The sequence below is a fragment of the Mesorhizobium zhangyense genome (assembly GCF_011045115.1).
Taxonomy (GTDB): Bacteria; Pseudomonadota; Alphaproteobacteria; order Rhizobiales; family Rhizobiaceae; genus Mesorhizobium_M; species Mesorhizobium_M zhangyense.
In genome coordinates, this window is sequence record NZ_JAAKZG010000002.1 from 326,755 (window position 1) to 352,732 (window position 25,978).

Here is a 25,978-nt window from a genome sequence, read left to right on the forward strand (position 1 = left end):
AGTTGGACATGGAAGTAGACGCAGCAAAGGCAATCGGCGCAGGCATCGCCTGCCTCGGCATGGGTGGCGCAGGCATCGGCCTCGGCACGATTTTCGGCAACTACCTGGCGGGCGCACTGCGCAATCCGTCGGCTGCCGACGGTCAGTTCGGCCGCCTGATTTTCGGCTTCGCCGTGACCGAAGCTCTGGGCATCTTCTCGCTCCTCGTCGCTCTTCTGCTCCTCTTCACATAAGAGTTGCGAAGCGATGATACTGCCGGCCGCGCAGTGCGGCCGGTTTGTCTGGACAGGGGAAGCAGATGTTTGTGACACCGGGATACGCGCAGGAAGCTGCCCCCGCTGAAGGTGAAACCCACACCGAGACCGGTGCGGGCCATGAAGCTGGCGGCAAGCCGTCGTTTCCGCCATTCGATTCTTCGACCTTTGCGTCGCAGATCCTGTGGCTGGCCATCACGTTCGGCCTGTTTTACCTGTTTTTGAAAAAGGTCGTCCTGCCACGCATCGGCGGCATCCTGGAAGTCCGTCGCGATCGTATCGCGCAGGATCTGGACCAGGCTGCCTTGATGAAAAGCGAGGCGGATGCGGCAGTTGCTGCTTACGAGCAGGAACTGGCTGAAGCCAAGGCCAAAGCCAACACCATCGGCCAGCAGGCGCGCGACAGTGCCAAGGCCGACGCCGACGTCGAGCGCAAGAAGGTTGAAGCAGCACTCGAGCAGAAGCTCGGTGAAGCCGAAGCGCACATTGCCTCGATCAAGACGTCTGCCATGAAGGAAGTCGGCACGATCGCCGAGGACACGGCAGCTGCCATTGTCCAGGAACTGATCGGCGGCAAGGCCGATAAGGCTGCCGTCGCTGCCGCCGTGAAAGCGGTTCGGGAGTAGGAGAGGGCCATGGACGCAACATTTTGGGCAACAGTAGCCCTCGTTATCTTCCTCGCCGTCGTCTTCTACCTGAAGGTGCCGGGCGTGATCGGCAAGTCGCTGGATGAGCGCGCCAAGCGCATCAGCGACGAACTCGAAGAAGCCCGCCGGCTGCGCGAGGAATCCCAGCAGCTTCTCGCCGAATTCCAGCGCAAGCGGAAGGAAGCCGAGAAGGAAGCTGCCGAGATCGTTGAAGCCGCCAAGCGCGAGGCCGAACTTCTGGTCGCCGAAGCGCAGAAGAAGACCGAAGACTACGTTACCCGCCGCACCGCTCTTGCCGAGCAGAAGATCGGCCAGGCCGAGCGCGACGCCGTCAACGAGGTGCGTTCGAGCGCCGTCGATCTGGCGGTCGAGGCCGCGCGGGCGCTGCTCGCCGGCAAGGTAGATACAAAGGCCGACGGCGACATCTTCAAGGCGTCGCTGCAGGAAGTGAAGTCGAAGCTCAACTGAGTTTTGACTTCAGGCTTCGGCCGGGAAATTCAAAGATTAGAAAAGTCGCTGGAAATTCCGGCGGCTTTTTTCTTGAGTGGCGTAGGGGCCATCAGAGCGCGAGTTCGTCGTCGTTGGCAGCGCCAGCCTGCAGCTCTTCAGCAAGCCGGAATGGCGCAAACGAGACGCGGTGCCAGCGCGCAACCGCGCCGTGGATGTCGATAGCCGCGCGATGGCGCGCAGTCGCGTAGCCCATATGGATTTCGAAGCCGTAGCGTGTGTCGGTCTGGCCGCAGCCGGTCATCATGCGGTCACGCATGACCTTGGCGACGATCGAAGCCGCAGCGATCGACTGCGAGCGCTGGTCGCCCTTGACCAGCGCTTCGCAATCGCAGGGCAGGCCGGGCGGCACGTCGCGGCCATCGGCAAGCGCCAGTTTCGGCGCCAGCGGCAGGCCGCACAAGGAACGCCGCATGGCTTCCAGGCTCGCCTTGCGGATATCGCTGCGGTCGATGCCTTCCGCACAGACCGAGGCCATCGAGACGCCGAGAGCGGTGGCGAGGATTTCCGAAAAAAGCTCTTCGCGCTGAACGCCGGTGAGCCGCTTGGAATCGTCGAGCCCTGCCGGGATACGCTTCGGGTCGAGCACGACGGCCGCCGCGACCACCGGCCCGGCAAGCGGGCCGCGGCCGGCTTCGTCCATTCCTGCGACCGGCCATTGGCCGCGCGCGATCGCTCGTGTCTCGACGGAAAAGTCGGGTCGTTCGAGGATTTCGAAGAGGGGCGGAGAATCGGAGCGTGCGCGAGCCATGGTGCGGCGATGGTCGCATCGGCCCCGATTCCCCGCAAGTCCTTCCGAGCCGAGGGGCGGGGGCAGGGAAGGTACCGTCGGCAGTCGGGGAAAAGCCGGACGGGATTTTCGGTTTATCGATATTCGGGTGATGCCGGCCTGCAAGTGATGGCTCGGCTTGACCTGAATTTCACAAACCTTGGTAGCGCTGCTGCTAAAGCAGCATCAGCTGTTCGTTCTTCTTTTCGACGCCGACGAAGAGGTCGGTGCGCAGCTGCTTCCTTTCGACATTGAGGCCGAGCTTGCGCGCGGTGATTTCGAAGCGGCGGCCGATCTGCCAGGCATAGGGACCGGTGCCTTTCATGCGCTTGCCCCACTCGGCATCGTAATCCTTGCCGTCGCGCATGGAGCGAATGAGGGACATGACGTGCCGGTAGCGATCGGGATAGTGGCGCAGCAGCCAGTCCTTGAAGATCGGGCTGACCTCCAGCGGCAGGCGCAGGATGACATAGCCCGCCTCGCGCGCGCCGGCCGCACGGGCCGAGTCGAGAATGCGCTCGATCTCCTGGTCGTTGAGACCGGGAATGATGGGGGCTGCCATCACGCCGACCGGAATGCCGGCATCGCTCAACTGGCGAATGGCTTCCAGACGCTTGGTCGGCGTGGACGCGCGCGGCTCCATGGTGCGGGCAAGCATCCTGTCCAGCGTCGTCACCGACAATGCCACCTTGGCCAGTCCGCGCTCGGCCATCCGCGACAGGATGTCGATGTCGCGCGTGACCAGCGCCGACTTGGTGACGATGCCGACAGGATGGCTGCGCGCTTCCAGCACCTCAAGTATTTCGCGCATGATGCGCCACTGCTTTTCAATCGGCTGATAAGGGTCGGTGTTGGTGCCGATGGCGATGGTGCGTGCCTGATAGCCCTCCTTGGAAAGCTCCTTGTCCAGCAGCTTGGCAGCGTCCGGCTTGGCGAACAGCTTGGATTCGAAATCGAGCCCCGGCGACATGCCCATATAGCTGTGGGTCGGCCGGGCGAAGCAATAGACGCAGCCATGCTCGCAGCCGCGATAGGGATTGATCGAACGGTCGAAGGAGATGTCCGGCGACGTATTGCGGGTGATGATGGTGCGCGGCTTTTCGGTCTGCACTTCAGTCTTGAAGGGGGGCAGTTCCTCAAAACTGTTCCAGCCATCGTCGAAGACATGACGCGTCACCGGCTCGAACCGGCCGGTCGGATTGATGCCGGCAGCGCGGCCACGACGGCGTTCGTCGTGAATTCGGATGCCGCTTTCCTCGATCATCGCATTGGCCATCGCGGAACCTCCGTTCCTGAAAGCCGCAACATCTGCGCGTGCAATCGGTTCCATTCCGCTGTTCTCCAACCGGGTTTTGCGGGGGCGCGAATCGCGCCGTTCATGAAACTATTCCTATTTTGAAAATGAGAACAAAGCAAGAACTTTGTGAATTAGGTCCCTTTCCTTCTCCCCTTGTGGGAGAAGGTGGATTGGCGCGCAGCGCCAAGACGGATGAGGGGTGCTGGAAGAAACTCCAGCGCCTGCGCTCCGTCCAACACCCCTCATCCGACCTCCCCTTCGGGTCGGCCACCTTCTCCCACAAGGGGAGAAGGAGAGACGCGCTTCATCATCGCCACGCCCTGCATCGCAGTCTGGCCATTGTCAAAGAGCCGGGAAAGACGGGCGGCTGAAATCTCGCTCATCTTTTGTATTTTTCTGCGATCTCTCGACCGCCCGTCTCGGTATCTGTCCCGAAGTCGGCCGGTCACAACGCCCGCTCCATGTACATTCCATGGACAAGACGCCGCGGGTTCTCCGCATCCTGCGCGATCTACCCTTGATCCTTCCGCCGCAGGCTTTCGCCTGAAGTTTCCAGCCAGGGCATGCGGCCGCAGGACGCCGGCCTGTGTCGGGCCCTCGGAGCCCTGGCTACCACACCAGGGCGGGAGGTCACCGCCACTCCCCCTTGATCCCGGTTCCAGACCCGGTCCCGCAGGAGCGATGAAGGGATTATGGATGAAGGCGGAAAGGGTGGGGATAAATCGGGCGTGAAAAAATGTGTGGGGTGAGCGAAAACAATGGGTTGGCAGAAAATCGGACTGAAATCTTTCCTCCACTTCGCAAGCTTCACCTTCGATGGTTCTGCACCGCAGTGATCTTCACAGATGTCCGGCATGGATCCCGGGTCTCCGCATGTGCTTCGCTCATGCTCCGCCCGGGATGACGAACTGCATGTTTGGCTCGTGCTGATCGTCAACGCTGGTGCGCGGCAGTCATGTATGCGGGTGCAAGGGTTATGCCTGCGGTAGTGTTCGCCGCCTTTCCACTCGATGCGCCAGCATTTTGCGATGTTCACGTTTACGGCCAGCAATAACGTTTGCGATTTGCGGCACCACCGCTTCCTTCGTCATCCCGGGCGGAGCATGAGCGGAGCGAATGCGGAGACCCGGGATCCATGCCGGAACGGCGGAGAGCTTCGGCGGTGCCGAACGCGTCGACATCAGGGCCGCGCCTGACGACGCTGCGACCAATGGGTCCCGGATAACCTGCGCTTCGCTCCGGTTTCCGGCATGACGATTGCGTGGTTGGTCTTCGCTCATCGTCAACGCAGGCGCGTGCCACACAGATTCAGCCCGCTGAACCCTAACCGGCTAATTACGAAGTGGCGCTCGGTAAAAGTTTAGGCTACGCGAATATTATGCTGTCGGTTGTAATCGAAACCCGGAACAACGAGGAAGCGCTGGCTCGCACGCTGGCGTCGCTGGTGGGTGCTGCTGTTGAGGGCACGGTGCGCGAGGTTATCGTGTGCGATCTCGGCTCGTCGGATCAGACGCATAAGGTCGCCGATCAGGCCGGCTGTCATTATATCACCGGCGGCATAGGTGCCGGCGTGGCGCAGGCCAAGAGCGACTGGCTGCTGCTGCTGGAACCCGGCGCGCGGCTGGTGGATGGCTGGACCGAGGCCGTGCAGGACCACATGGAGATGATGGCCATGCCTGCCCGCTTTTCCCGCTCGCGGCTGGACAGGCAGCCCTTTTTCTCGCGCGTGCTGACCTCGAGAACTGCGCTGAGCGAGGGGCTGGTGATCAGAAAGTCGCAGGCGCTTCCCTTGTCGCGCCATGCGGCAGACGCCGAAGCGGTTGCGCGCGGACTGGCGACGAAGCGGATTTCGGCCGAAATACGTGTGGCGCCGCCGCGCAAATAACCTGGCAGCCCGAATTCAGGCCGTCTTGTCGCTGCCACGCTTCAGATGTTCGTCGAGCCGGGGCATGATTTCCACGAAATTGCAGGGCATGTGACGGTAGTCGAGCTGAGCCTTGATGATGCCGTCCCAGGCGTCCTTGCAGGCGCCGGGCGAGCCGGGCAGGACGAAGACGAAGGTGGCGTTGACGACGCCGCCGGTGGCCCGCGACTGGATCGTCGAGGTGCCGATCTTGTCGTAGGAAATGCGGTGGAAGACCTCGGAAAAGCCGTCCATGCGCTTTTCGAAGATCGGTTCCAGCGCTTCGGGCGTCACGTCGCGGCCGGTGAAGCCGGTGCCCCCGGTGGTGATGACGACGTCGATGGCGTCGTTGCGCGACCATTCCAGAACCTGCGCGCGTATCTTGTCCTTGTCGTCGGTGACGATGTCACGTGCGGCAAGCATGTGGCCGGCCTCGGTGATGCGGTCGGCAAGCGTCTGGCCGGATTTGTCATCGGCCAGCGTGCGCGTGTCGGAGACGGTCAGCACTGCGATGCGGACGGGGATGAAGGGGCGCGTTTCGTTTGCCATTGGCTATCTCATGCTCGAGGTCGCGACCGAGAACCAGCCGGGCTTGGCCTGTTCGATCGCATTTGCAGCGTTTGCGGCAGCACCCGTGGTTTCGAAGACACCGAAACAGGTGGCGCCCGAACCCGACATGCGGACGAAGGCGGCACCCGTGCCGCGCAGCGCGTCGAGCGCCTCCGTGATCGCCGGGGCAAGCGCCTTTGCCGGCGTTTCGAGATCGTTGCGCGTGGCGCGCAGCCATTCGATCACATGCGCCGGCTCCGGGTCGGCGGGCGGCGGTGAAAAGGAAGGGTTCTCGCGGCTTTCGAGCGCGCGAAATACGTCCGGCGTCGCGACGCCGATGCCGGGATTGACCAGCACCAGCGGCAGGGCCGGGTAATTTTCCAGCGGATCGACGATCTCGCCGATGCCGCGTGCCAAAAGCGGGCGGGCGAGCAGGCACATCGGCACGTCGGCGCCGAGCCGCAGGGCCAGAACCGACAGGTCGGCATCGATGTTCCAGTGACGCGCCAGCGCGCGCAGGGCCGCTGCCGCATCGCTGGAGCCGCCACCTATGCCCGAGGCGATGGGAAGGTTCTTTTCCAGCGTGATGGCGACGGGCGCGGCGGCAGCGTCGGGATAGGCCTCGCGCAGGGCATCGCGGGCGCGGATTACGAGATTGCCGCCATCCAGCGGCACCTGGGCCGCGAAATGGCCCATGACGACGAAGCTGTCTTCCTCGGCGGCGACGACGGTGATGTGGTCGCCGAACTCGGTGAAGACGACGAGGCTTTCGAGCAGATGAAAACCGTCAGCCCGCTGCCCGGTGACGTGGAGCGCGAGGTTGATTTTCGCCGGCGCGTGTTCGGCGGACGACACGAAGCCGGAATCCATGATGCTCTGAGGTACCCTGATCAGTCCTTGGCCAGACGGTATTCGCCGGTCTTGGGATCCTTGACCAGCGTGCCGATCGTGCCGTTGGCGGACTGGCGCTCGGCGCGGCGGACCTTTGCCGTCACGCGCTCGGCTTCCTTGACGAAGGAGCGGTAGCCGTAATAGGCGGCCAGGCCGACGAGGGCGAAAAAGATAATCTGTGGCATCTGTCCTTGTCCTCCTGGAGGTTCGGGCTGCCGGTCAGGGAGAGCCCATCATAGGCACAATGGTCCGCCTTTTCAAAGTCCAAAGCGGGACCACAGCGCGCGCTCTTCCGCCGCATCGATTAGGCCACCGGCTGCGGCACCCGCAATGTCGGGCGCGGAGAAGCCGGCAGCCGAGCCGAAGACGCCAAGCCTGCGGCCGAAAAACCCGCGCGGCGGCGTGATCAACTGCAGCCGCGTCTTGGGCCCGAAGCGCTGCTTGAGCACGGTGCGCATGTCGCCCAGCGCGTCGACCAGGCCGAGTTCCAGGCCCTTCTTGCCGGTCCAGAACAGGCCGGTGAACAGATCGGGATCGTCCTTTAGCTTGGAGCCGCGCCGCTCCTTGACCAGATCGATGAAGGTGTCATGCACCTCGAGCTGCAGCGCCTTCAGGCGTTCGATGTCTGCCTTGTTCTCCGGCTTGAACGGGTCGAGAACGGCCTTGTTCTTGCCGGCGGTGTAGACGCGGCGCTCGACGCCGATCTTCTTCATCAGCTCGGTGAAGCCGAAGGAGGCCGACACCACGCCGATCGAGCCGACGATAGAGGAGGGGTCGGCGATGATCTCGTCACCCGCTACCGCGATCATGTAGCCGCCGGAGGCCGCGACATCCTCGACGAAGATCAGCACGCGCTTGTTCTTCTCGGCTGCTAAGTCGCGAATGCGCTTGTAGATCAGCCGCGACTGCACCGGCGAGCCGCCGGGCGAATTGATGGAAATGGCAACCGCCGGCGCATCGGTGAAGGCGAAGGCCTTTTCGATGAGGCTGGCGGTCGAGGCCAGCGACAGACTTGGGCGAAACTGGCCGCCGCCCGACATGATGGTTCCGTGAAGCCGGATGACCGGGATCGTGACTGCCTGCGAGCGCATTGATTTCGGCAGAAGGCGGCTGAGCAGTCGTCTCACTTATGTGTTTCTCCGGTCCTTGATGCTTCGCATGTAGGTATCTGAGCGCAAACCACAATCCCGCGCAGGCTGCTCAATCGCCGAAAAGTGAAGCGCGGCCGTTGCTGATCGCGTCCGCGTGTGGCGAAAGTGCGTTGCCGTCGTCATGAAGGATGAGCGGCGGCATGAGCGAAAGTGCGCCGCGCGCGCCGAGCCGTGCCCTGAGCACAATGCGGATCGCGGGCTTGTCGGCGCGGGGGTGAACCGGCACGATCTCGGCCGAGCCGAAGCGGCCCTCGAGCGCTGCAAGGATGGGTGCCAGCGATTGCGGACGGGCAATCAAAGCGAGCCCGCCGCGCGGCCTGACCATGGCTGCCGCACTGCGCAGCCAGCTTTCGAACAGCCCGTCCTCCATCACATGCGCCTGTTTTCTCAAGGCATCCGGCGTCGCCCGGTCGCGCGCTTCGTTGAAAGGCGGGTTCATGATGACGAAATCGCAGGATTTGTCGGCAAGGCCGGCTTTCACGCGCGCCTTGCCGGTGAGCGCGACATCCGCGACTAGAACCGAGATGCGTTCGCGCAGGTGGGCGTTGCCTTCATGAGCGAGCGACTTTTGCGCGAAATCGGCCATTTCGGGGGACTGCTCGATGAGGTTGATCGTCGAGGCCGGGCATCGCGCGGCAACGGCGAGACCGGCCGCACCAGCACCTGCGCCGAAATCGCAAAGCACGCCGCTGAAATCCGACGGCACGCAAGCCGCCAGCATCAGCGCATCCATGCCGGAGCGGTGCCCGCCGCGCGGCTGCACCAGCCAGAAATTTCCGCGGTGGAAGGCGTCTATCGTATGGTCCGCGGGCTCGCGCTCGGATGTCATAGACGCCGTCAGCCTTCGCGCATTTCCTTGGCGAAACCGGCGTCGGTCAGGAGACACCTAGCCGCTATCGCATCGTCGTCAGACACCAGCACCCGTCGCGGCAGGATGCCGATCGAGCCGTCCAGAATGCTCATATTCTGATCGGCGACAAGGAATTCGATCTCCGCATCGCGCAGCAGCGATTCGATGAAGGAAATGAGGACGATATCGTTGGTGCGGATGAGCTCGATCATGCGCTGAAACTCGCAGGTTGCCCGGGGGAAGTAAACGGGTGGGGGCACCAACTGAGATGCCTCGTTTGTTATCGAAAGAGTTCCCCCTCTCCGTCTCGGCTTCGCCGAGCCACCTCTCCCCCGCTTCGCAGGGGCGAGGAACCTAGGTTCTGTTAGGCCGCGACGCTTCAGGACTTGGGTTCCTCGCCCCATGAAATGGGGGAGAGGTGGCACGCGAAGCGCGACGGAGAGGGGGAACTGTCACTACCGCCGCGCAAAATGCTCCTTCAGCCGCGCGACATCGTCTCCCGACCAGCCCTGCACATCGGTCACCTCCATCCACGCATCGATGTAATGTTCCGGCGCGTAGACGTGGCCGTGGCCCATCGGCGTCGTTGTGGCGACGGCCATGTCTACCAGCAATTGCAGGAACGTCACGATCGGATACCAGCGCAGTTGCGGCGAAACATCAGGCCCGCGCGGCTCGGCCATCCAGGCGGGTGCCCGGTAGACGGATTGCGGGTCGAAGAAGGTGACGGAGTCACTGGCATATTGCAGATAAACGATGCGCATCGGCCCCCAATGCGCGCCGGGGATGGTCAGCGCGTTCTTCTGGTTGGTGAAGCGCACATAGGAGCCGTCGCGGAAGCGCGGCAGCCATGCTGGTGTGCCGGCGTTGCGGGCGGCGGTGATCGAGCGCCAGATCCGGCTGGAATAGGGCGGGCCGGACCACAGCGCCCCCTGGTAAGGATCGCCGAGCACCTCGAACAGTTCGCTGGACTGCTCCGAGTTCTTGGCGCCGAGGCTCAGGCCATAGAGATAGAGTTTTGGCCGCTTGTCCTTCGGCAGCGTCGTCCAGTAGCCGTAGACCTCGGCGAACAGCGCGCGCGACGCCTCGCTGCCATAGCTTGGCTCGACCAGCAGGGACAGCCAGCTTGCGAGGTAGGAATACTGGATCGCCACGCTGGCGATGTCGCCGCCATGCAGATACTCGACCGTGTCCATGGCGGCGGGGTCGATCCAACCGGTGCCGGTCGGCGTGATGACGACGAGGACGGAGCGGTCGAACCCGCCGACGCGCTTCAGTTCCGCCAGCGCCAGCTCGGCTCTTGCTTGCGGCGTATCGGCAGAGCGCAATCCGGCATAGACGCGGATGGGGTCGAGTGCGTCGTGTTTCAGGAACGTCTGCAAATCTTGCCGGTTGGGGCCTGCCGCAATGAAGTCACGCCCGGCGCGCCCGAGTTCTTCCCAGCCGAGCAGCGAGGCAGCACTTCCCGTTTGGTTGGGGTCGGTGGGCTGGATGGTGTCGTCTTCCACAAGCTCGTCGAGCTTCTGATAGGAGCCGTCGAGGACATGCAGCGCATATCGGAAGATGACGCCGTTGACGACCGTTCCGAACAGCACGGCGGCAATCGCAATGCCGATGACATAGGCGATGCGCCGTGGCACGAACCGCCGAAGCCTTCCCGCCAGAAACAGAAACGTGAGCTGAAAAAGCCGCGCGAAAGCCAGCAGCACGATGAAGGTCGCGAGCGCAATCGCGCCGACCCGCAGCGGGTGAGCGCTGTCCACCGGCTGCATGTCCATCAGCACCCGGATCGAATTCTGCCAGCCCGAAGCACGCCACAGGAAGACGAGGGCGATCGCCGCGCAAATGACTGCCGCAGCGGTCTTGATGATGCGCGCATTGCGCTCGCGCGGCTGCGGCAGTTCCAGATAGGACCACAGCCACAGCCCGAACACGCCGATGCCATAGCCCGCCGCGAAGGAGAATCCGGAGAGGATGCCCTGCATCAGGAAGCTGCGTGGAATGAGCGAGGGGGTGAGCGACGCGGCGAAAAACAGCGTGCCGACCAGCAGGCCGACAGTCGAGAACGACAGCCAAAATCTGATTATCCAGCGCTGAATCACATCCATCGGTCTCTCTGCCTGATTGGAAGGCCGCCAGCCCGGTCGCCGAAAAGTGAACGGACCCAACGGCTTCACGAGAAGAGCGTCTATTGCAGCAGAATTACCCGATGTCGCGCATACGGCAACAGTGAGTTGCGATTGCCGCGCCAATTCGCCTCTTGCCCAGCTAGGCCTTGCCGACCTAAATCATGCTCAGGGCTGAAGGCTCGTCTCTAAGGACGGAGAGTTTGTCGTGGGTGTCGTTCTCAACATCGATAACGGGAAGCGTGAAGGCGCTTCCATCAAGGAGCTGATCGACCTGACGGCGTCCGACATGGGGCGCGTCAACAAGCTGATCTTGTCCAAGGCAGGCTCCGATGTCGAGATGATTCCCGAGATCGCCAATCACCTCATCTCGTCCGGCGGCAAGCGCCTGCGCCCGATGGTGACGCTCGCCGCCGCCCAGATGTTCGGCTATTCGGGCGAGGGCCACGTCAAGCTCGCCACCAGCGTCGAGTTCATGCACACGGCAACGCTGCTGCACGATGATGTCGTCGACGAAAGCGGCATGCGGCGCGGCAAGAAGACGGCGCGCATGATCTGGGGCAACCAGGCCAGCGTGCTGGTCGGCGATTTCCTGCTCGGCCAGGCTTTCAGGCTGATGGTCGAGGTCGGTTCGCTCGACGCGCTGGATATTCTTTCCACGGCTGCCTCGATCATCGCCGAGGGCGAGGTCATGCAGCTCGCGGCGGCCAAGAACCTCGAAACCACCGAGGACGAACATTTCGCCGTGATCAAGGCCAAGACCGCAGCGCTGTTTTCGGCCGCCGCTGAAGTCGGCCCGGTCATTGCCGGCGCCTCGAAGCCCGAGCGGGCGGCCCTGCGCTCCTACGGCATGAATCTCGGCCTTGCCTTCCAGCTCATCGACGATGCGCTCGACTATGGCGGTAACTCGAAAGACCTCGGCAAGAATGTCGGCGACGATTTCCGCGAGGGCAAGGTGACGCTGCCCGTCATCCTGAGCTATCGCCGTGGCACCGCTGCAGAGCGCGAGTTCTGGAAGCGCTCGATCGAGGAAAACAATGCCGACGACGCTGCTTTCGAAAAAGCGGTCGGCCTGATGACCCGTCACGGCTCCATTGCCGACACGATCGGCCGTGCCCGCCATTTCGGCGAAATTGCGCGTGATGCGCTGGCGCCGCTGGAGGCGACGCCGCAGAAAGCAGCCCTTATCGATGTCATCGATTTCTGTATAAGCCGCGTCGTCTGAGGGCGGTTGCCCGCGCTTTGACCGGATTGTGAAACAGTAACGATTGAACCGCGACCGCAAAAAGGCCATGCTTTTGCGAACTATCGCTTGAGCGAGTCATGCTGTCACAGGGACGGCGCGGCGGGAAGGACGATAATGCGGCGTAAAAACTTGGGCTGGCTTGCTGGTGTCTCAGCACTGGCGGGTCTTATGGTGGTCGGCCAGCCGGCTTTGGCGAAGCAGTCCGAAGAACAGGTGCAGATCAACTCGTTTTCCGGCGCTTATCTTGCCGCACGCGTGGCCGAGGTCGACAACGATCTCGACAGCGCAATCGCCTATTACAAGCGGGCGCTGGCCTTCGACACCGAGAACCAGCAGCTTCAGCAAAGCCTGATGCTGGCGCTGATTTCGCAGGGCCGTTTTGACGAATCGCTTCCCTATGCCGAAAAATTGAAGTCGGTGCCGGATATCGAGCGTTTCTCGCGTCTGGCGCTGGCAGTCGATGCCATCCGCAAGAAGGAATACCGCTCGGCTGAGACCTTCCTGAAGCTTGCGCAGGAATCCGATCTCGACAAGCTGATTTCCGGCGTCATGACTGCATGGGCCAAGGCCGGTGCCGGCGACGCCAAGGACGCACTTGCCTATCTCGAAAAGCTGCAGGGTCCCGAATGGTTCACGCTGTTCACGACCTATCATCGCGCGCTGATCGCCGAGGCTGCCGGCAATGCCAAGGAAGCCGACAAGATCTATAGCGAGACCATCGACAACGTCGCCGCCGGCGGTGCCGCGCCCGAGACATGGCTGCGCGCGGCCGAAGCCTATGCCGGCTTCCTCGCCGGTCGCGGCGAGAAGGACAAGGCGCTGGCCGTGCTCGACAAGGCCGACGAATTCGCAACCGGCCGGCTGCCGCTGATGGCGCTGCGTGAGAAGATCAACAAGGGCGACAAGATTTCGCCGCTGGTCGCCGGCCCGGCCGACGGCGCCAGCGAAATCCTGCTCGACCTCGCCAGTGCGCTGAACCGTGGCGGCGGCGAGCCGTTCGTGCGGCTCTATCTGCAATATGCGCTGGCGCTGAAGCATGACAGCGACGCGGTTCTGCTGCAGCTTGCGGCGGTTGCCGAGCAGCAGGAAAACGCCGAGGAGGCGATCGAGCTTTATCGCCGCGTACCTGCCGATTCCTCACTCAAGCGCGCTGCCGAATTGCAGCTCGGCCTGAACCTTGCCGACCTCAAGCGTCACGATGAGGCGATCACTCACCTCAAGGCGCTGCTCGACCAGAGCCCCGACGACATGCGCGCCTATCTGGCGCTCGGCGGCGTCTATTCCTCGAAGGAGGATTACCGCTCCGCTGCCGACATCTACGACAAGGCCGTCGAGCGGCTGAAGACGCCGGACGCCAGCAACTGGAACATCTACTACCAGCGCGGCATCGCCTATGAGCGGCTGAAGGAATGGCCGAAGGCCGAGCCCAATTTCCGCGAAGCGCTGAAGCTGATGCCGAACCAGCCGCAGGTCCTGAACTATCTGGGCTATTCCTGGGTCGACATGAACATGAACCTGGAAGAAGGCCTCGACATGATCCGCAAGGCGGTCGACCTCAGGCCGAGCGACGGCTACATCGTCGATTCGCTGGGCTGGGCCTATTACCGCCTCAACCGCTTCGACGAGGCGGTGACCGAGCTGGAACGCGCGGTGTCGCTGAAGCCAGATGATCCGGTGCTGAACGACCATCTCGGCGACGCCTATTGGCGCGTCGGCCGCAAGCTGGAAGCCACCTTCCAGTGGAGCCATGCCCGCGACATGAAGCCGGAGCCGGACGTACTGGCGACCGTGTTGAAGAAGCTCTCAGACGGCCTGCCGCCGCTCGAAGGCAAGACCGCGGCCGAAGCGCCGCCCGTCACGCCTTCGGTGCCTGCGATTGCGCCTGCGCCCGAGGCCGAAAAGAAGAGCGATACACCGGCTGCCACGCCGCAATCCTCTCCGGTCGAGAAGATTTCCGCGACGCCGGCCGCCTACAAGGTGCAGCGCGGGCAGTCGCTGTGGTCGATCGCCAACGAGGTGCTCGGCAATGGCGGGCGCTATCAGGAGATTCTCAACCTCAACCCGCAGCTTCAGGGCGATCCCGGCCGCATCGTGCCCGGGCAGGAACTGATCCTGCCGGGTCAGCCGAACTGAAACTTGACGCTTCCGGCAGGCCGGAATAGGACGGGCCGTCTTTTGGCCCCGCCATTCTGAGGCTTATCCCGTGACCGCCAGTCTGCCTGCCCATATGCACCCCAGCCGCTCGTTCCAGGGGCTGATCCTGACGCTGCACAATTACTGGGCCGAATACGGTTGCGTCGTGCTGCAGCCCTACGACATGGAGGTCGGCGCGGGTACCTTCCATCCGGCCACCACGCTGCGCGCGCTGGGGCCGAAGAAGTGGAACGCGGCTTACGTACAGCCATCGCGCCGCCCCAAGGACGGCCGCTATGGCGAGAACCCGAACCGGCTCCAGCATTACTACCAGTATCAGGTCATCCTGAAGCCGAACCCGTCGAACCTGCAGGAGCTTTATCTCGGCTCGCTGGCAGCGATCGGCATCGACCCGCTGCTGCACGACATACGCTTTGTCGAGGACGACTGGGAAAGCCCGACGCTGGGTGCGTGGGGGCTTGGCTGGGAATGCTGGTGCGACGGCATGGAAGTGTCGCAGTTCACTTACTTCCAGCAGGTCTGCGGCATCGAATGCGCGCCGGTGGCCGGCGAGCTGACCTACGGGTTGGAGCGGCTGGCCATGTATGTGCAGGGCGTCGACAATGTCTACGACCTCAACTTCAACGGCCGCGAAGGCGACGACAAGGTAACCTATGGCGAGGTCTTCCTGCAGGCCGAGCAGGAATATTCGCGTTTCAATTTCGAGCATGCCAACACGGCCGTGCTGCTGCGCCATTTCGAAGACGCGGAAGCCGAGTGCAAGGCGCTGTTGGACGCCGGCGCGCCGTCCTCCAAGGACAACCAGCCGCTGCACAAGATGGTGTTTCCCGCCTACGACCAGTGCATCAAGGCCAGCCATGTCTTCAACCTGCTCGACGCGCGCGGCGTCATCTCGGTGACCGAGCGGCAGAGCTACATCCTGCGCGTACGCAACCTTGCCAAGGCCTGCGGCGAAGCCTTCCTGCAGACGGACGCAGGCGGGTTCCAACTAAACGACAAGGCTGCATAAATGCCTGATTTGCTTCTAGAACTTCGCAGCGAAGAAATCCCCGCCCGCATGCAGCGCAAGGCTGCCGGCGACCTGAAGAAGATGGTGACGGACGGGCTGGTGGAAGCCGGCCTGACCTATGAGGCGGCGGTCGAATACTGGACGCCGCGCCGGCTGACGCTGGATATCCGTGGCCTCAATGCGCGTTCGAAGGACGTGCATGAGGAGAAGAAAGGTCCGAGCACGAAGGCGCCTGAGCAGGCGATTGCCGGCTTCCTGCGCTCGGCCGGCCTGACCGACATCAGCCAGGCCCATATCCATTCCGACCCGAAGAAGGGCGACTTCTATGTTGCCCATATTTCCAAGCCGGGCAGGGCGGCGGAAGAGATTATCGCCGAGCTGATCCCGGGGATCATCCGCACCTTCCCGTGGCCGAAATCGATGCGCTGGGGCAAGGCCTCGGCCAAGCCGGGCAGCCTGCGCTGGGTGCGCCCGCTGCAATCCATCGTCTGCACCTTCGGTCCCGAGACGGAAGAGCCGGTGGTTGTCGATTTCGAGATCGACGGCATCCGCGCCGGCAACGTCACCTATGGCCACCGCTTCCACGCGCCGGGCGCCATCACCGTGCGCCGCTTCGAGGACTACATCGCCAAGCTGGAAGCGGCCAAGGTCGTGCTCGATGCCGACCGCCGCAAGCAGATCATCCTGTCGGATGCCAGGAACCTCGCCTTCGCCAACGGGCTTGAGCTTGTCGAGGACGACCTGCTGCTGGAGGAAGTGTCCGGCCTCGTCGAATGGCCGGTGGTGCTGATGGGCGAGTTCGAGCAGGACTTTTTGGCCATTCCGGCCGAGGTCATCCGGCTGACGATCCGCGCCAACCAGAAGTGTTTCGTGACGCGCGTGCAGGGTGAGACGGAAAATCTCTCCAACCGCTTCATCCTCACCGCCAACATCGAGGCCAAGGACGGCGGCAAGGAAATAGCCCATGGCAACGGCAAGGTCGTGCGCGCGCGCCTGTCGGACGCGCTCTATTTCTGGACGACCGACCAGCACGATCTGCCCGACCTCGACCAGCTGACGGATTCGGGCAAGAAGTTCGGGCTCGATATGGCCAAGCCCCTCGACCAGCGCATGGCCCGCCTCGACCATCTCGGCGTGACCTTCCATGCCAAGCTCGGCACGCAAGGCGCGCGGGTGGAGCGGATCAAGCGGCTGGCGCGAGAAATCGCGCCGATCGTCGGCGCCGATCGGGCCCTTGCCGAACGCGCCGCGGTGCTCGCCAAGGCCGATCTGCAGACGGAAGTCGTCGGGGAATTCCCCGAGCTTCAGGGCGCGATGGGCCGCAAATATGCGCTGCTGCAAGGAGAGCATCCTTCGGTCGCCGCGGCGCTCGAGGAGCATTACAAGCCGCAAGGCCCTTCCGACCGCGTGCCGACCGACCCGGTGTCGGTGGCTGTTGCACTCGCCGACAAGCTCGACACGCTGGTCGGCTTCTGGGCGATCGACGAGAAGCCGACGGGGAGTAAGGACCCTTACGCGCTGCGCAGGGCGGCGTTGGGGGTGGTGCGGACATTGATCGAGAATGGGGTGCGGTTGGGACTTGGGCCAATTTTCTCGTTCTGGGAAACTTCCCTTGCACCCGAGAATATTGAAGCGGCAACGCCACTGTCGAAGACAGATATGCGTCCGGCACGCAACGTTGACCTCCTCTCCTTCTTCCACGATCGCCTGAAAGTCTATCTCCGTGACCAAGGTGCGCGGCATGATCTGATTGATGCGGTGCTGGCAAGTGGGGCGCCCTCCCTCCCCCTTGCGGGGAGGGTGTCGGCGGAGCCGACGGGTGGGGGTGGCGATGAAGCGCTCGGCTCTGCCCGACCCCCCTCTGCCCTGCCGGGCATCTCCCCCGCAAGGGGGGAGATGGGCTCGTCGTCCAACGACGACCTCCTGCAAATCGTCCGCCGCGTCGAAGCGCTGGGCTCCTTCCTCGACACCGAGGACGGCAAGAACCTGCTGGCCGGCACCAAGCGCGGGGCCAACATTCTGGCGGCCGAGGAGAAGAAGGGCACGCGCGTGGCTGACGCCGTCGACCCCGCACTGTTCCGCGAGGAGGCAGAGCACAAGCTGTTTGCTGCGGTGAATCACGCTGAGAGCCAAGCCGCGCAAGCGATTCAGAATGAAGACTTTTCTGCCGCCATGCTCGCACTTAGCGTGCTGCGTGAGCCGGTTGATTCATTCTTTGAAGGCGTTCTCGTGAATGATGAGGACGAGGCCGTGCGCGCCAACCGTTTGGCGCTGCTGTCGCGTATTCGCGCGGCGACCGACAAGGTCGCCGATTTCTCGAAGATCGCGGGCTGAGCCGGAGACCCGGCTCGGTCTTCGGCCTATTTCGCCGGGGCCATCGGAGCAAGCGGCGGACCTGAGGGCTTCGCCGGCGTGTCAGCCGCGACCTGCGTCGGAGCCGGCGTGCTCACGCCGGTGCCACGGACGAACGTGTCGCCGGAAATGCCGCCGCGCATGACCATCGGCGCTTGCTGATGGCGCGGCTTCGGCGCTGGATCGGCCGGCGGGATCGCCGCGACCTTCGCGCCATCGACATTCGGCATCGCATCGCCAAGCGCGATCACCGAGGTGCTGATCTTTTCGCCTGTCTGCGCAGGCTTCGCCGGCACCGTTGCCGTGCCCTCCAGCACCATCGACGGCCCAAGCGGCACCGTCATCGCCTCGATATGCTGGATCGAACCGGCCTGCGCCGTACCGGTCAGGAAGATGCCGCCGAGAAGAAAAACGCTCTGAATACGCATAGCCCCACCCATGTTGCTGTCCCGTCATAGCGGCTCTGCGTTGATGCTCGCTTGCGGCGAAGCATGGCATTTTAGGGATTTCGCTATTTCCGGCGCAGCCCTTGCCGCTGCACGCCGTCCGCGATAGGCAGGCGCTGTCTTGAACGAGGTCGGTTGCGTGGCGGAAATCCTCGACGGTGAGCGGGCAATGGAACGGGCGCTGGCGCTGCTGGCGGCCGGCGATGTCGTCGCCATTCCCACCGAGACGGTCTACGGCCTTGCCGGCGACGCCACCAATGGCGAGGCGGTGGCGCGTATTTTCGAGGCCAAGGGCCGGCCGCGCTTCAACCCGCTGATCGCCCATGTCGCCTCGATGGAGATGGCCGAGGCCATCGCCGACTTCGACCCGCTGTCCCAAAAACTTGCCGAAAAATTCTGGCCGGGGCCGCTGACCATGGTGCTGTCGCACCGCGCGGCAAGCGGCATTCACCCGCTGGTAACGGCGGGCCTGGACACGATTGCGCTGCGCATGCCGAAGGGCCTTGGCGCGCAATTGATCGCAGCCCTCGGCAGGCCGCTGGCCGCCCCCAGCGCCAACACGTCAGGCAAGATCAGCGGCACGACGGCTGAGGCAGTCGCCGCCGATCTGGGCAGCAGGATAAAACTGGTGGTCGATGGCGGCGCGACGCCTGTCGGGCTGGAATCGACCATCGTCAAGGTCGAGGACGGCCGCTTGCGGCTGCTGCGGCCGGGCGGCGTTCCTGCCGAAGAACTCGAAGCGGTGGCCGGCACGAAGCTGCTGCGCAACGCCAAGGCCGGCATCGAGGCGCCGGGCATGATGGCATCGCATTATGCGCCGGGGGCCGCGGTGCGGCTGAATGTTTTGGATGTCGCGCCGTATGAGGCGCTGCTGGCCTTCGGACCGAAGCGGGTGGCGGGCGCCGAAGCCGCGGCGGCCGTGCTGAACCTTTCCGAGCGCGGCGACCTGCGCGAGGCGGCGAGCAATCTGTTCTCGCATCTCCAGGCGCTGGACCGCAGCGGCGCGAAAACCATCGCGGTCGAGCCGATACCGCATCATGGTCTGGGCGAGGCGATCAACGACCGTCTGGCCCGGGCCGCAGCCCCCCGCGACAACATCAGCATCGATTCATAAGTGACCGAGATGACTCACAATTCGACCGTTCTCGACCCCGCTCTGCCCGACCGCTTCGCGGCAATCGTCGGCGAGCGCCATGCCGTGCGCGCCGGGGCCGATATCGAACCCTATCTGAGCGAGCCGCGCGGGCTTTTTGCCGGCCTGTCGCCATTGGTGCTGCGGCCCGGCAGCGTCGAGGAGGTGAGCGCGATCATGAAGCTCGCCACCGAAACGGGAACGCCGATCGTGCCGCAGGGTGGCAATACCGGGCTGGTCGGCGGGCAGATGCCGGACCGTTCTGGCGGGCAGGTCGTGCTGTCGCTGTCGCGGCTCAACCGCATCCGCGAGATCGACGTGCTGTCGAACACGGTGACGGTCGAGGCCGGCGTCATACTGGAGACGCTGCACGCGGCCGTCGACAAGGTCGACCGGCTCTACCCGCTGTCGCTCGGTTCTCAGGGGTCGTGCGAGATCGGCGGCAATCTGTCGTCCAATGCCGGCGGCACCGGGGTTCTAGCTTATGGCAATGCGCGCGAACTGTGCCTCGGCGTCGAGGTGGTGCTGCCGACTGGCGAGGTGTTCGACGACCTGCGCAAGCTGAAGAAGGACAACACCGGCTACGATCTCAAGAACCTGTTCGTTGGTGCCGAAGGCACGCTCGGCGTCATCACGGCAGCAGTGCTGAAACTGTTTCCCAAGCCGAAGGGCAGGGAGGTTGCCTGGGTGGGCTTGTCTTCTCCTGAAGCAGCGCTCGACCTGTTCGGCCGCGCGATGGACCAGGCGGGCAGCGGCCTGACGGCTTTCGAGCTGATCTCCGAAATGGTGCTCGGCTTTGCGGTAGAACACATTGCCGATACGCATCGGCCGCTGCAAAGCGAGTGGCCGTGGCATGTGCTGATCGAGATTTCGTCGGGCCGCTCTGCCGAGGACGCAAGCGCGCTGATGGAGGAGGTGCTGACGGCAGGCTTCGAGGCCGGCATTGTCGGCGATGCTGTCATTGCCGCAAACCTGTCGCAGGCGGCAGCCTTCTGGCGGTTGCGCGAAAGCCTGTCGGATGCGCAGCGCCCGGAAGGCGCGTCGATCAAGCACGATATCTCGGTGCCGGTGGCATCGATCCCGGAGTTCATCGAACGCGGTGCTGCGGCGGTGGCCTCGGTCAGCCCGCAGGCGCGCATCGCCTGCTTCGGCCATATGGGCGACGGCAATTTGCACTACAACATCTCCCAGCCGGCGGGTGCCGATGGCGAGGCGTTCCTGAAACTCTACCGTCCGATGAACAAGGCAGTGCACGACATCGTGCGCGCGCTTAACGGCTCGATCTCGGCCGAGCACGGCATCGGCCAGCTCAAGCGCGACGAGTTGATCGCCACCGCGCCGCCGGTCGGTATTGATTTGATGCGACGGGTGAAGGCTGCGTTCGACCCGGCGGGGATCATGAATCCCGGCAAGGTGATTTAACGCCTCCATTCACCACCTCTTCACACACCTTTACAACATCTTGTGGCCGGTGGGATTCCGATAACCATTCCATAGATCAGAAAAATTTAACCGACTTTCTTAAGCGCGGCGGTAAGAACCCCACGCTAGGCTTCTTCCCATAACGAGACCGGGAAAACCGGTTCGGAGAGACCGGAACACCGGCTCTCAGGAGTAACAGGAAGAAGGCATAATCAATGAGCACCGGACTGAAGCCAGTCTGGGCGGGACGCAACATGCGCCTCGACCCTTTCCGCTTGCCCCAGATGACCAGCTACGCCGCCCGTGACGACTATGGCGACGTCAGTTTCACCATCGACCAGCGCGGCGCGATCGTCCGGCGCATCCTTCAGCACAGCGGCCTGCCGGCAACGGTGGTGCTGCCCGCCAACGCCTTCCGCGGCGTGGCCGCCCGTGCGCTGGAGGACGAACAGTACAACGTCACGGTGACGCTCGAACTCCTGCACAACGACCCGATGCTGTCGGTGCCGCTGCTGGTGGCCGACAATCTGGAGGATGTCGCCGCCGACTGGCGCGCCTGGGCCGATGCCTATCGCCTGCCGATGCTTCTGATCGAGGCGGACGGTGTTGCCCGCACGCTGGAGGAATCGCTCGGTGCCGCGATCAAGGTCGCGCCGCCGCGCGAACGCCGCAAGGGTCGCGCGACGCAGACCCGCCGCTCACGCTTCCAGGCCCGCCGCAAGTCAGGCGATCTCGGCATGCGTCTGGTGATCGACGGTGAGGAAATCATCGCGCGGCAGTAGGAGATATCGGCGGGGGTTGAAGTTCCCCTCTCCGTCTCGCTACGCGAGCCACCTCTCCCCCGCTTTGCGGGGGCGAGGAACTTAGATTCTGCGAGGCGGCGACATTTCAGAACTTGGGTTCCTCGCCCCGCTTGCGGGGAGAGGTGGCTCGGCGAAGCCGAGACGGAGAGGGGTTCTTGCGCCGGTAAACGAAGCAACGTCCCTGCGCTTCTCCGTTTGTCACAGCCTCAAACCAGCGGCTTCAGCGCTACCCATGCCGCACCGCCGAGCAAGCCGAGGAAGATCAGCCAGCCGACAGTGCCGTTCGACTTGAACAGCTTCAGGCACTGGTCGGGGTCGTTGATGTCGAGGACCCGAATCTGGCGCGCCATATGCGCGCCGGCGGCGACGAGACCGGCAAGTGCGGGCATCGGAGCTTCGGCGAAAGCGAAGGCGAGCGCGAAACAGAACAGCGCGCCGCTGTAGAGGCCGATCAGCCACATCTTGGTGTTCTCGCCGAACAGGCGCGCGGTCGAGCGCACGCCGACCAGCGCGTCGTCTTCCCTGTCCTGATGGGCATAGATCGTGTCGTAGCCGATCACCCACAGGATCGAGCCGATATAGAGCATGATCGCAGGGCCATCGATGTCGGCGAATTCGGCCGCCCAGCCCATCAATGCGCCCCAGGAAAAGGCAAGGCCGAGAAAGAGTTGCGGCCAGTCGGTGAATCGCTTCATGAAGGGGTAGATGACGACGATGCCGAGCGAGCACAGGCCGACGAGAACGACGAAATAGTTGAACTGCCACAGCACCAGGAAGCCGATCAGCGCCTGGAGCACGAAGAATGTCCAGGCCTGGCGGCGGGTGACCTGGCCCGAGGGCAACGGCCTTGAGCGCGTGCGCTCGACCTTCGCATCGATGTTCTCGTCGACGATATCGTTGAACGTACAACCCGCACCCCGCATGGCGATGGCGCCGGCGAGGAACAGGCCGAGATACCACGGGTCGGGCAGCAGCGACTTCAGCGAATCGCCCGGCAGCCAGTAGGCGCTGGCAGCCAGTGCCGTCGACCACCAGCATGGCCAGAGCAGCAGGATCCAGCCGATAGGCCGGTCCCAGCGGGCGAGTTGCGCATAGGGCCATATCCACCGCGGCAGGACGCGGTAGACCCAGTGGCCGCTCGGCGCATCGGCAACACGGCCCTGCGCCTCTTTTGACTGAATATTTTCCATGTGCCTGACGTGACAGCAGCCGAAGCGGGCGTCAAGACGATGAATTGTCCTTGATAAGCTACGGTCAAGGTTGACCCGCGCGCCCTTGCGCCATACCGGAAAGCTCGCCGATTGGCATGAAGGCACGGAGCGACAGCATGAAGGTTCTTCTGATTGGTTCGGGTGGCCGCGAACACGCGCTGGCCTGGAAGATCGCGGCCTCGCCGATGCTGACGAAACTCTATGCCGCGCCCGGCAATCCCGGCATCGCGAAAGAGGCCGAACTCGTCGGGCTGGACGTGAACGACCATCAGGCAATCGCTGCCTTCTGCAAGGACACGGCGATCGACCTCGTCGTCGTCGGGCCGGAAGCGCCGCTGGTCGCCGGCCTTGGCGACGATCTGCGCGCCGCCGGCATTCGCGTCTTCGGCCCCTCGGCAAAGGCAGCGCAGCTTGAGGGCTCCAAGGGCTTCACCAAGGATCTCTGCCGCAAATATGGCATTCCCACCGCCGCCTATGAGCGCTTCACCGAGGCGGGCGCAGCAAAAGCCTATGTCGAAAAGCTCGGCTCGCCGATCGTCATCAAGGCCGATGGGCTTGCCGCCGGCAAGGGCGTGACGGTGGCGATGACCAACGACGAAGCGTTCGAGGCCATCGACGCCTGTTTCGACGGCGCATTCGGCGGTGCTGGTGCCGAACTGGTCGTGGAAGAATTCCTGACCGGCGAGGAGGCGAGCTTCTTCTGCCTGTGCGACGGCAAGACGGCGCTGCCCTTCGGCACTGCGCAGGACCACAAGCGCGTCGGCGAGGGCGACACCGGGCCGAACACCGGCGGCATGGGCGCTTATTCGCCGGCCCCGGTGATGACGCCCGAAATGATCGAGCGCACCATGCGCGAGATCATCGAGCCGACCATGCGCGGCATGGCCGAGATGGGCGCGCCATTCTCCGGCGTCCTGTTTGCCGGGTTGATGTTCACGGACAAGGGGCCGGAACTGATCGAATACAACACCCGCTTCGGCGATCCCGAATGCCAGGTGCTGATGATGCGGCTGAAGGACGATATTCTGGTGTTGCTCAACGCTGCTGCCGACGGCCAGCTGGCGCATATGTCGGCGCGCTGGCGTGATGATGCTGCCTTGACTGTGGTGATGGCGGCAAACGGCTATCCGGCCACGCCAGAGAAAGGGTCCGTCATACGCGGGCTCGACAATCCTGCCGACGGCGTCGAGATATTCCATGCTGGCACTGCGTCGCGCGACGGCGAGATCGTCGCCAATGGCGGGCGCGTGCTGAATGTTACCGCGATGGGCAAGACGGTGAGCGAGGCGCAGAAGAAAGCCTATGAAGCCGTGGACCGTATCGACTGGCCGCAAGGCTTCTGCCGGCGCGACATCGGCTGGCGCGCGGTGGAGCGGGAGGGGAAAAAATGACCGTCACCATCTATCACAATCCGGCCTGTGGCACCTCGCGCAACACGCTGGCGATGATCCGCGCTTCCGGCGAGGAGCCTGAGGTCGTCGAATATCTGAAGACGCCGCCGTCGCGGGAGCGGCTGGTCGAACTGCTCGGCCTGCTGAAGATGGCACCGTGCGAGCTTCTGCGCGAGAAGGGCACGCCCTATGCCGAGCTGGGCTTGAGCGATCCCAAATGGAGCGATGATGAGCTGATCGACTTCATGATGGCCCATCCGATCCTGATCAACCGTCCGATTGTGGTGACGGAGAAGGGTGCGGTTCTGGCGCGGCCTTCGGAGAAGGTGCTGGGGTTTTTGGCTAATTCTGTTGGCAGCTTCACCAAGGAGGATGGTGAGCTGGTGGGTAAGCGGGGTTAAGACACCGAGATTCGGGACGGTCGCATTCCTTCGCGCCCCCCTCTGGCCTGCCGGCCATCTCCCCCACAGGTGGGGAGATTAGCCTTCATCGCGGCTTTCGCTAATCTTCAGCGTTGCAGAATGGGCGGGGCGGCGAAACTGCTAATCTCCCCACCTGTGGGGGAGATGGCCGGCAGGCCAGAGGGGGGCAACGTAGAGCGCAGCCGGCAAACGCAACAGCACCCACTCAGGGCACTTCCGTCCTCGCCGGAATCGTCGCCGTCGTGATGGGATCAATCCCCGGCGTGTCGCTGAACGCCAATACAACCCTCTGCTTCAGCGACGCGAAATAGGCGGCCACTTTGCCGAAGAGACCGGCCTCGATCTTAGCCAAGGCGATTGCCGGCTCTTCCACGACTTCCATGCCAAAGCGGTCAGGATGCTGCTGGCCGCGCACGTGAAAGGCGTTTTCGAGCGCTGCGATCGCGCTGGCAGGCTGAACGGAAGCGTATGACAGCGTGACATTGCCGGCCAGTCCCGCTTCGCGGCCAATGGGCACAGGCACGCTGGCGATCATTTCCATTGGCACGTCGAGCAACCCGCCGAAGGGCCAGGCCCTGCGCAGGTCCTCCGCGTTCATCGGCGCGACATTGACGTCGATGTCGATCTCGGTTCCGGGCACGCGATAGGGGCAGCTGCGCGCGCTGCAATTGGCCTGCGCGGAGAATTGCCACAGCGCGTAGCTCTGCCAGTTGCCTTTCGGGAAATGCAGGCCGATTTCCGGCTTGTAGCGCGCATACCAGAGCGGCAGGCGCGACAGCAGCGGGTATTTATCGCGGTTATCGGCAATGTGCTGCGCGGTCGTGCCGTTGGTGTATAGGATCGGAAAGCGGCCGGTGCGGCGCTGGATGTGGCGCACGAACTCCTCGGCATCCTCCAGCGACATCCACTTCGTCGGGTCGTTCTCCTCGATGTCGATGGCCATAAGGTCGTCGGCGTCGGGTGCTGCGAAATCGATGAAATTATTGGCCTGGTCGATCGGATTGCCGGGCCGGGCGAGGTGATAAGCGCCCCATTTCAGGCCGAGCGCCTTGGCCATGGATTTGCGGGTCTGGTAGAGCTCGCGCGAAACCGCATGGCGCTTCCACAGCGCCTTGCACAGTTTCACCTCGGTTTCGTTGCCGGAGCAGGCATAGGGCGGCGAGAGCCCGTCGGACGCCTTGTTGATGAAGCCGACGATGCGCTTGTCGGTGGCGAGTTTTTGCCAGTCGATAGCGTTGTATTCGTAGGCATCGATCACCAGCGCGCGGTCGGAACTCTTCCACGGCTCGGAAAAATCCGCGGCCATGGCGGGTGCAAGGTGAAGAGCCATTGCCGCGCCGAGCGCCAGAAGCGCATTGCGGCGAAGACGATGGTCGAAAAGGCGCAAAGGACGGTTCCCGGGATTCAAGGGGGTATCCTGGGCCATCATGGTTAATGAAATATGTG

The 25,978-nt window shown here is 63.6% G+C and carries 25 protein-coding genes; 13 read left to right on the forward strand and 12 right to left on the reverse strand.

The features are described from left to right. The first annotated feature begins 8 nt into the window (after nucleotides 1–8). The 3 genes from G6N74_RS05135 (at nucleotide 9) to G6N74_RS05145 (ending at nucleotide 1,369) form a co-directional block, all read left to right on the forward strand. Nucleotides 9–233 carry a F0F1 ATP synthase subunit C gene (locus G6N74_RS05135; protein ID WP_091918644.1) on the forward strand — a complete coding sequence of 75 codons (225 nt, stop codon included), beginning with the start codon at nucleotides 9–11 and terminating at the stop codon, nucleotides 231–233. 65 nt (nucleotides 234–298) lie between these two features. Next, nucleotides 299–880, forward strand: a complete 582-nt coding sequence (locus tag G6N74_RS05140) for a F0F1 ATP synthase subunit B (RefSeq protein ID WP_165115061.1) — start codon at nucleotides 299–301, stop codon at nucleotides 878–880. A 9-nt stretch (nucleotides 881–889) separates the two neighbouring features. Further along, a complete protein-coding gene (locus G6N74_RS05145; protein ID WP_091918642.1) occupies nucleotides 890–1,369 on the forward strand; it encodes a F0F1 ATP synthase subunit B in 480 nt (159 codons plus the stop codon). A gap of 91 nt (nucleotides 1,370–1,460) precedes the next feature. On the opposite strand, the gene rnhB is transcribed toward G6N74_RS05145, so the two are convergent. Both rnhB and G6N74_RS05155 read right to left on the reverse strand, forming a co-directional pair. Beyond that, nucleotides 1,461–2,159 carry a ribonuclease HII gene (gene rnhB / locus G6N74_RS05150; protein WP_165115063.1) on the reverse strand — a complete coding sequence of 233 codons (699 nt, stop codon included), beginning with the start codon at nucleotides 2,157–2,159 and terminating at the stop codon, nucleotides 1,461–1,463. A gap of 193 nt (nucleotides 2,160–2,352) precedes the next feature. Next, a complete protein-coding gene (locus tag G6N74_RS05155; RefSeq protein WP_119819420.1) occupies nucleotides 2,353–3,507 on the reverse strand; it encodes a PA0069 family radical SAM protein in 1,155 nt (384 codons plus the stop codon). 1,345 nt (nucleotides 3,508–4,852) lie between these two features. Between G6N74_RS05155 and G6N74_RS05160 the strand changes: the two genes are divergently transcribed. After that, nucleotides 4,853–5,359, forward strand: a complete 507-nt coding sequence (locus G6N74_RS05160) for a glycosyltransferase (RefSeq protein ID WP_165115064.1) — start codon at nucleotides 4,853–4,855, stop codon at nucleotides 5,357–5,359. Between the two features lie 15 nt (nucleotides 5,360–5,374). Here the strand turns inward: G6N74_RS05160 and moaB are convergent, their stop codons facing one another. From moaB to G6N74_RS05195, 7 genes are all read right to left on the reverse strand, one after another. Beyond that, nucleotides 5,375–5,926, reverse strand: coding sequence for a molybdenum cofactor biosynthesis protein B (moaB, locus tag G6N74_RS05165; protein WP_165115065.1), 552 nt, complete (start codon nucleotides 5,924–5,926; stop codon nucleotides 5,375–5,377). Between the two features lie 3 nt (nucleotides 5,927–5,929). Beyond that, nucleotides 5,930–6,796, reverse strand: coding sequence for a 4-(cytidine 5'-diphospho)-2-C-methyl-D-erythritol kinase (locus G6N74_RS05170; RefSeq protein ID WP_165115066.1), 867 nt, complete (start codon nucleotides 6,794–6,796; stop codon nucleotides 5,930–5,932). Between the two features lie 20 nt (nucleotides 6,797–6,816). Beyond that, nucleotides 6,817–7,002 (reverse strand): hypothetical protein, encoded by a 186-nt coding sequence (locus G6N74_RS05175; RefSeq protein ID WP_165115067.1) that lies wholly within the window; start codon nucleotides 7,000–7,002, stop codon nucleotides 6,817–6,819. Nucleotides 7,003–7,074: 72 nt separating this feature from the next. Continuing rightward, a complete protein-coding gene (locus tag G6N74_RS05180; RefSeq protein ID WP_165115068.1) occupies nucleotides 7,075–7,944 on the reverse strand; it encodes a S49 family peptidase in 870 nt (289 codons plus the stop codon). A gap of 73 nt (nucleotides 7,945–8,017) precedes the next feature. After that, a complete protein-coding gene (locus tag G6N74_RS05185; RefSeq protein WP_165115069.1) occupies nucleotides 8,018–8,797 on the reverse strand; it encodes a tRNA1(Val) (adenine(37)-N6)-methyltransferase in 780 nt (259 codons plus the stop codon). Between the two features lie 8 nt (nucleotides 8,798–8,805). Beyond that, on the reverse strand, nucleotides 8,806–9,030 hold the full coding sequence (locus G6N74_RS05190; RefSeq protein ID WP_165115070.1) for a putative signal transducing protein: 225 nt from the start codon (nucleotides 9,028–9,030) through the stop codon (nucleotides 8,806–8,808). A gap of 243 nt (nucleotides 9,031–9,273) precedes the next feature. Beyond that, the gene (locus G6N74_RS05195) at nucleotides 9,274–10,926 is read right to left on the reverse strand and encodes an alpha/beta hydrolase (protein WP_165115071.1); all 1,653 of its coding nucleotides are present in this window, start codon (nucleotides 10,924–10,926) and stop codon (nucleotides 9,274–9,276) included. Between the two features lie 226 nt (nucleotides 10,927–11,152). On the opposite strand from G6N74_RS05195, the gene G6N74_RS05200 reads away from it, so the two are divergent. The 4 genes from G6N74_RS05200 to glyS all read left to right on the forward strand — a co-directional run bounded on the left by G6N74_RS05200 (nucleotide 11,153) and on the right by glyS (nucleotide 17,687). Next, entirely contained in the window at nucleotides 11,153–12,169 is a 1,017-nt protein-coding gene (locus G6N74_RS05200; RefSeq protein WP_091913752.1) for a polyprenyl synthetase family protein, read from the forward strand. A 135-nt stretch (nucleotides 12,170–12,304) separates the two neighbouring features. Further along, the gene (locus tag G6N74_RS05205) at nucleotides 12,305–14,323 is read left to right on the forward strand and encodes a tetratricopeptide repeat protein (protein WP_165115073.1); all 2,019 of its coding nucleotides are present in this window, start codon (nucleotides 12,305–12,307) and stop codon (nucleotides 14,321–14,323) included. 94 nt (nucleotides 14,324–14,417) lie between these two features. After that, complete coding sequence (locus G6N74_RS05210) at nucleotides 14,418–15,353, forward strand: glycine--tRNA ligase subunit alpha (RefSeq protein ID WP_205826563.1); 936 nt, start codon at nucleotides 14,418–14,420, stop codon at nucleotides 15,351–15,353. After that, on the forward strand, nucleotides 15,354–17,687 hold the full coding sequence (gene glyS, locus G6N74_RS05215; RefSeq protein WP_165115077.1) for a glycine--tRNA ligase subunit beta: 2,334 nt from the start codon (nucleotides 15,354–15,356) through the stop codon (nucleotides 17,685–17,687). A gap of 26 nt (nucleotides 17,688–17,713) precedes the next feature. Here glyS and G6N74_RS05220 read toward each other — a convergent pair whose 3' ends face one another. Further along, on the reverse strand, nucleotides 17,714–18,133 hold the full coding sequence (locus tag G6N74_RS05220; protein ID WP_165115079.1) for a hypothetical protein: 420 nt from the start codon (nucleotides 18,131–18,133) through the stop codon (nucleotides 17,714–17,716). A gap of 187 nt (nucleotides 18,134–18,320) precedes the next feature. On the opposite strand from G6N74_RS05220, the gene G6N74_RS05225 reads away from it, so the two are divergent. The 3 genes from G6N74_RS05225 (at nucleotide 18,321) to G6N74_RS05235 (ending at nucleotide 21,487) form a co-directional block, all read left to right on the forward strand. Beyond that, on the forward strand, nucleotides 18,321–19,265 hold the full coding sequence (locus G6N74_RS05225; RefSeq protein WP_165115676.1) for an L-threonylcarbamoyladenylate synthase: 945 nt from the start codon (nucleotides 18,321–18,323) through the stop codon (nucleotides 19,263–19,265). 9 nt (nucleotides 19,266–19,274) lie between these two features. Next, on the forward strand, nucleotides 19,275–20,705 hold the full coding sequence (locus G6N74_RS05230) for an FAD-binding oxidoreductase (RefSeq protein WP_165115678.1): 1,431 nt from the start codon (nucleotides 19,275–19,277) through the stop codon (nucleotides 20,703–20,705). Nucleotides 20,706–20,920: 215 nt separating this feature from the next. After that, the gene (locus G6N74_RS05235) at nucleotides 20,921–21,487 is read left to right on the forward strand and encodes a DUF6101 family protein (protein WP_165115081.1); all 567 of its coding nucleotides are present in this window, start codon (nucleotides 20,921–20,923) and stop codon (nucleotides 21,485–21,487) included. A 227-nt stretch (nucleotides 21,488–21,714) separates the two neighbouring features. On the opposite strand, the gene ubiA is transcribed toward G6N74_RS05235, so the two are convergent. Then, nucleotides 21,715–22,698, reverse strand: a complete 984-nt coding sequence (ubiA, locus tag G6N74_RS05240) for a 4-hydroxybenzoate octaprenyltransferase (protein ID WP_165115083.1) — start codon at nucleotides 22,696–22,698, stop codon at nucleotides 21,715–21,717. Nucleotides 22,699–22,835: 137 nt separating this feature from the next. On the opposite strand from ubiA, the gene purD reads away from it, so the two are divergent. Together purD and arsC are read left to right on the forward strand one after the other, a co-directional pair. Further along, nucleotides 22,836–24,110 carry a phosphoribosylamine--glycine ligase gene (gene purD, locus G6N74_RS05245; RefSeq protein ID WP_165115085.1) on the forward strand — a complete coding sequence of 425 codons (1,275 nt, stop codon included), beginning with the start codon at nucleotides 22,836–22,838 and terminating at the stop codon, nucleotides 24,108–24,110. Beyond that, on the forward strand, nucleotides 24,107–24,511 hold the full coding sequence (gene arsC / locus G6N74_RS05250; protein ID WP_165115087.1) for an arsenate reductase (glutaredoxin): 405 nt from the start codon (nucleotides 24,107–24,109) through the stop codon (nucleotides 24,509–24,511). Before purD ends, arsC begins: the two co-directional genes overlap by 4 nt. Nucleotides 24,512–24,737: 226 nt before the next feature. Here the strand turns inward: arsC and G6N74_RS05255 are convergent, their stop codons facing one another. After that, on the reverse strand, nucleotides 24,738–25,862 hold the full coding sequence (locus G6N74_RS05255; protein WP_165115680.1) for a glycoside hydrolase family 25 protein: 1,125 nt from the start codon (nucleotides 25,860–25,862) through the stop codon (nucleotides 24,738–24,740). Nucleotides 25,863–25,978 lie beyond the last annotated feature (116 nt).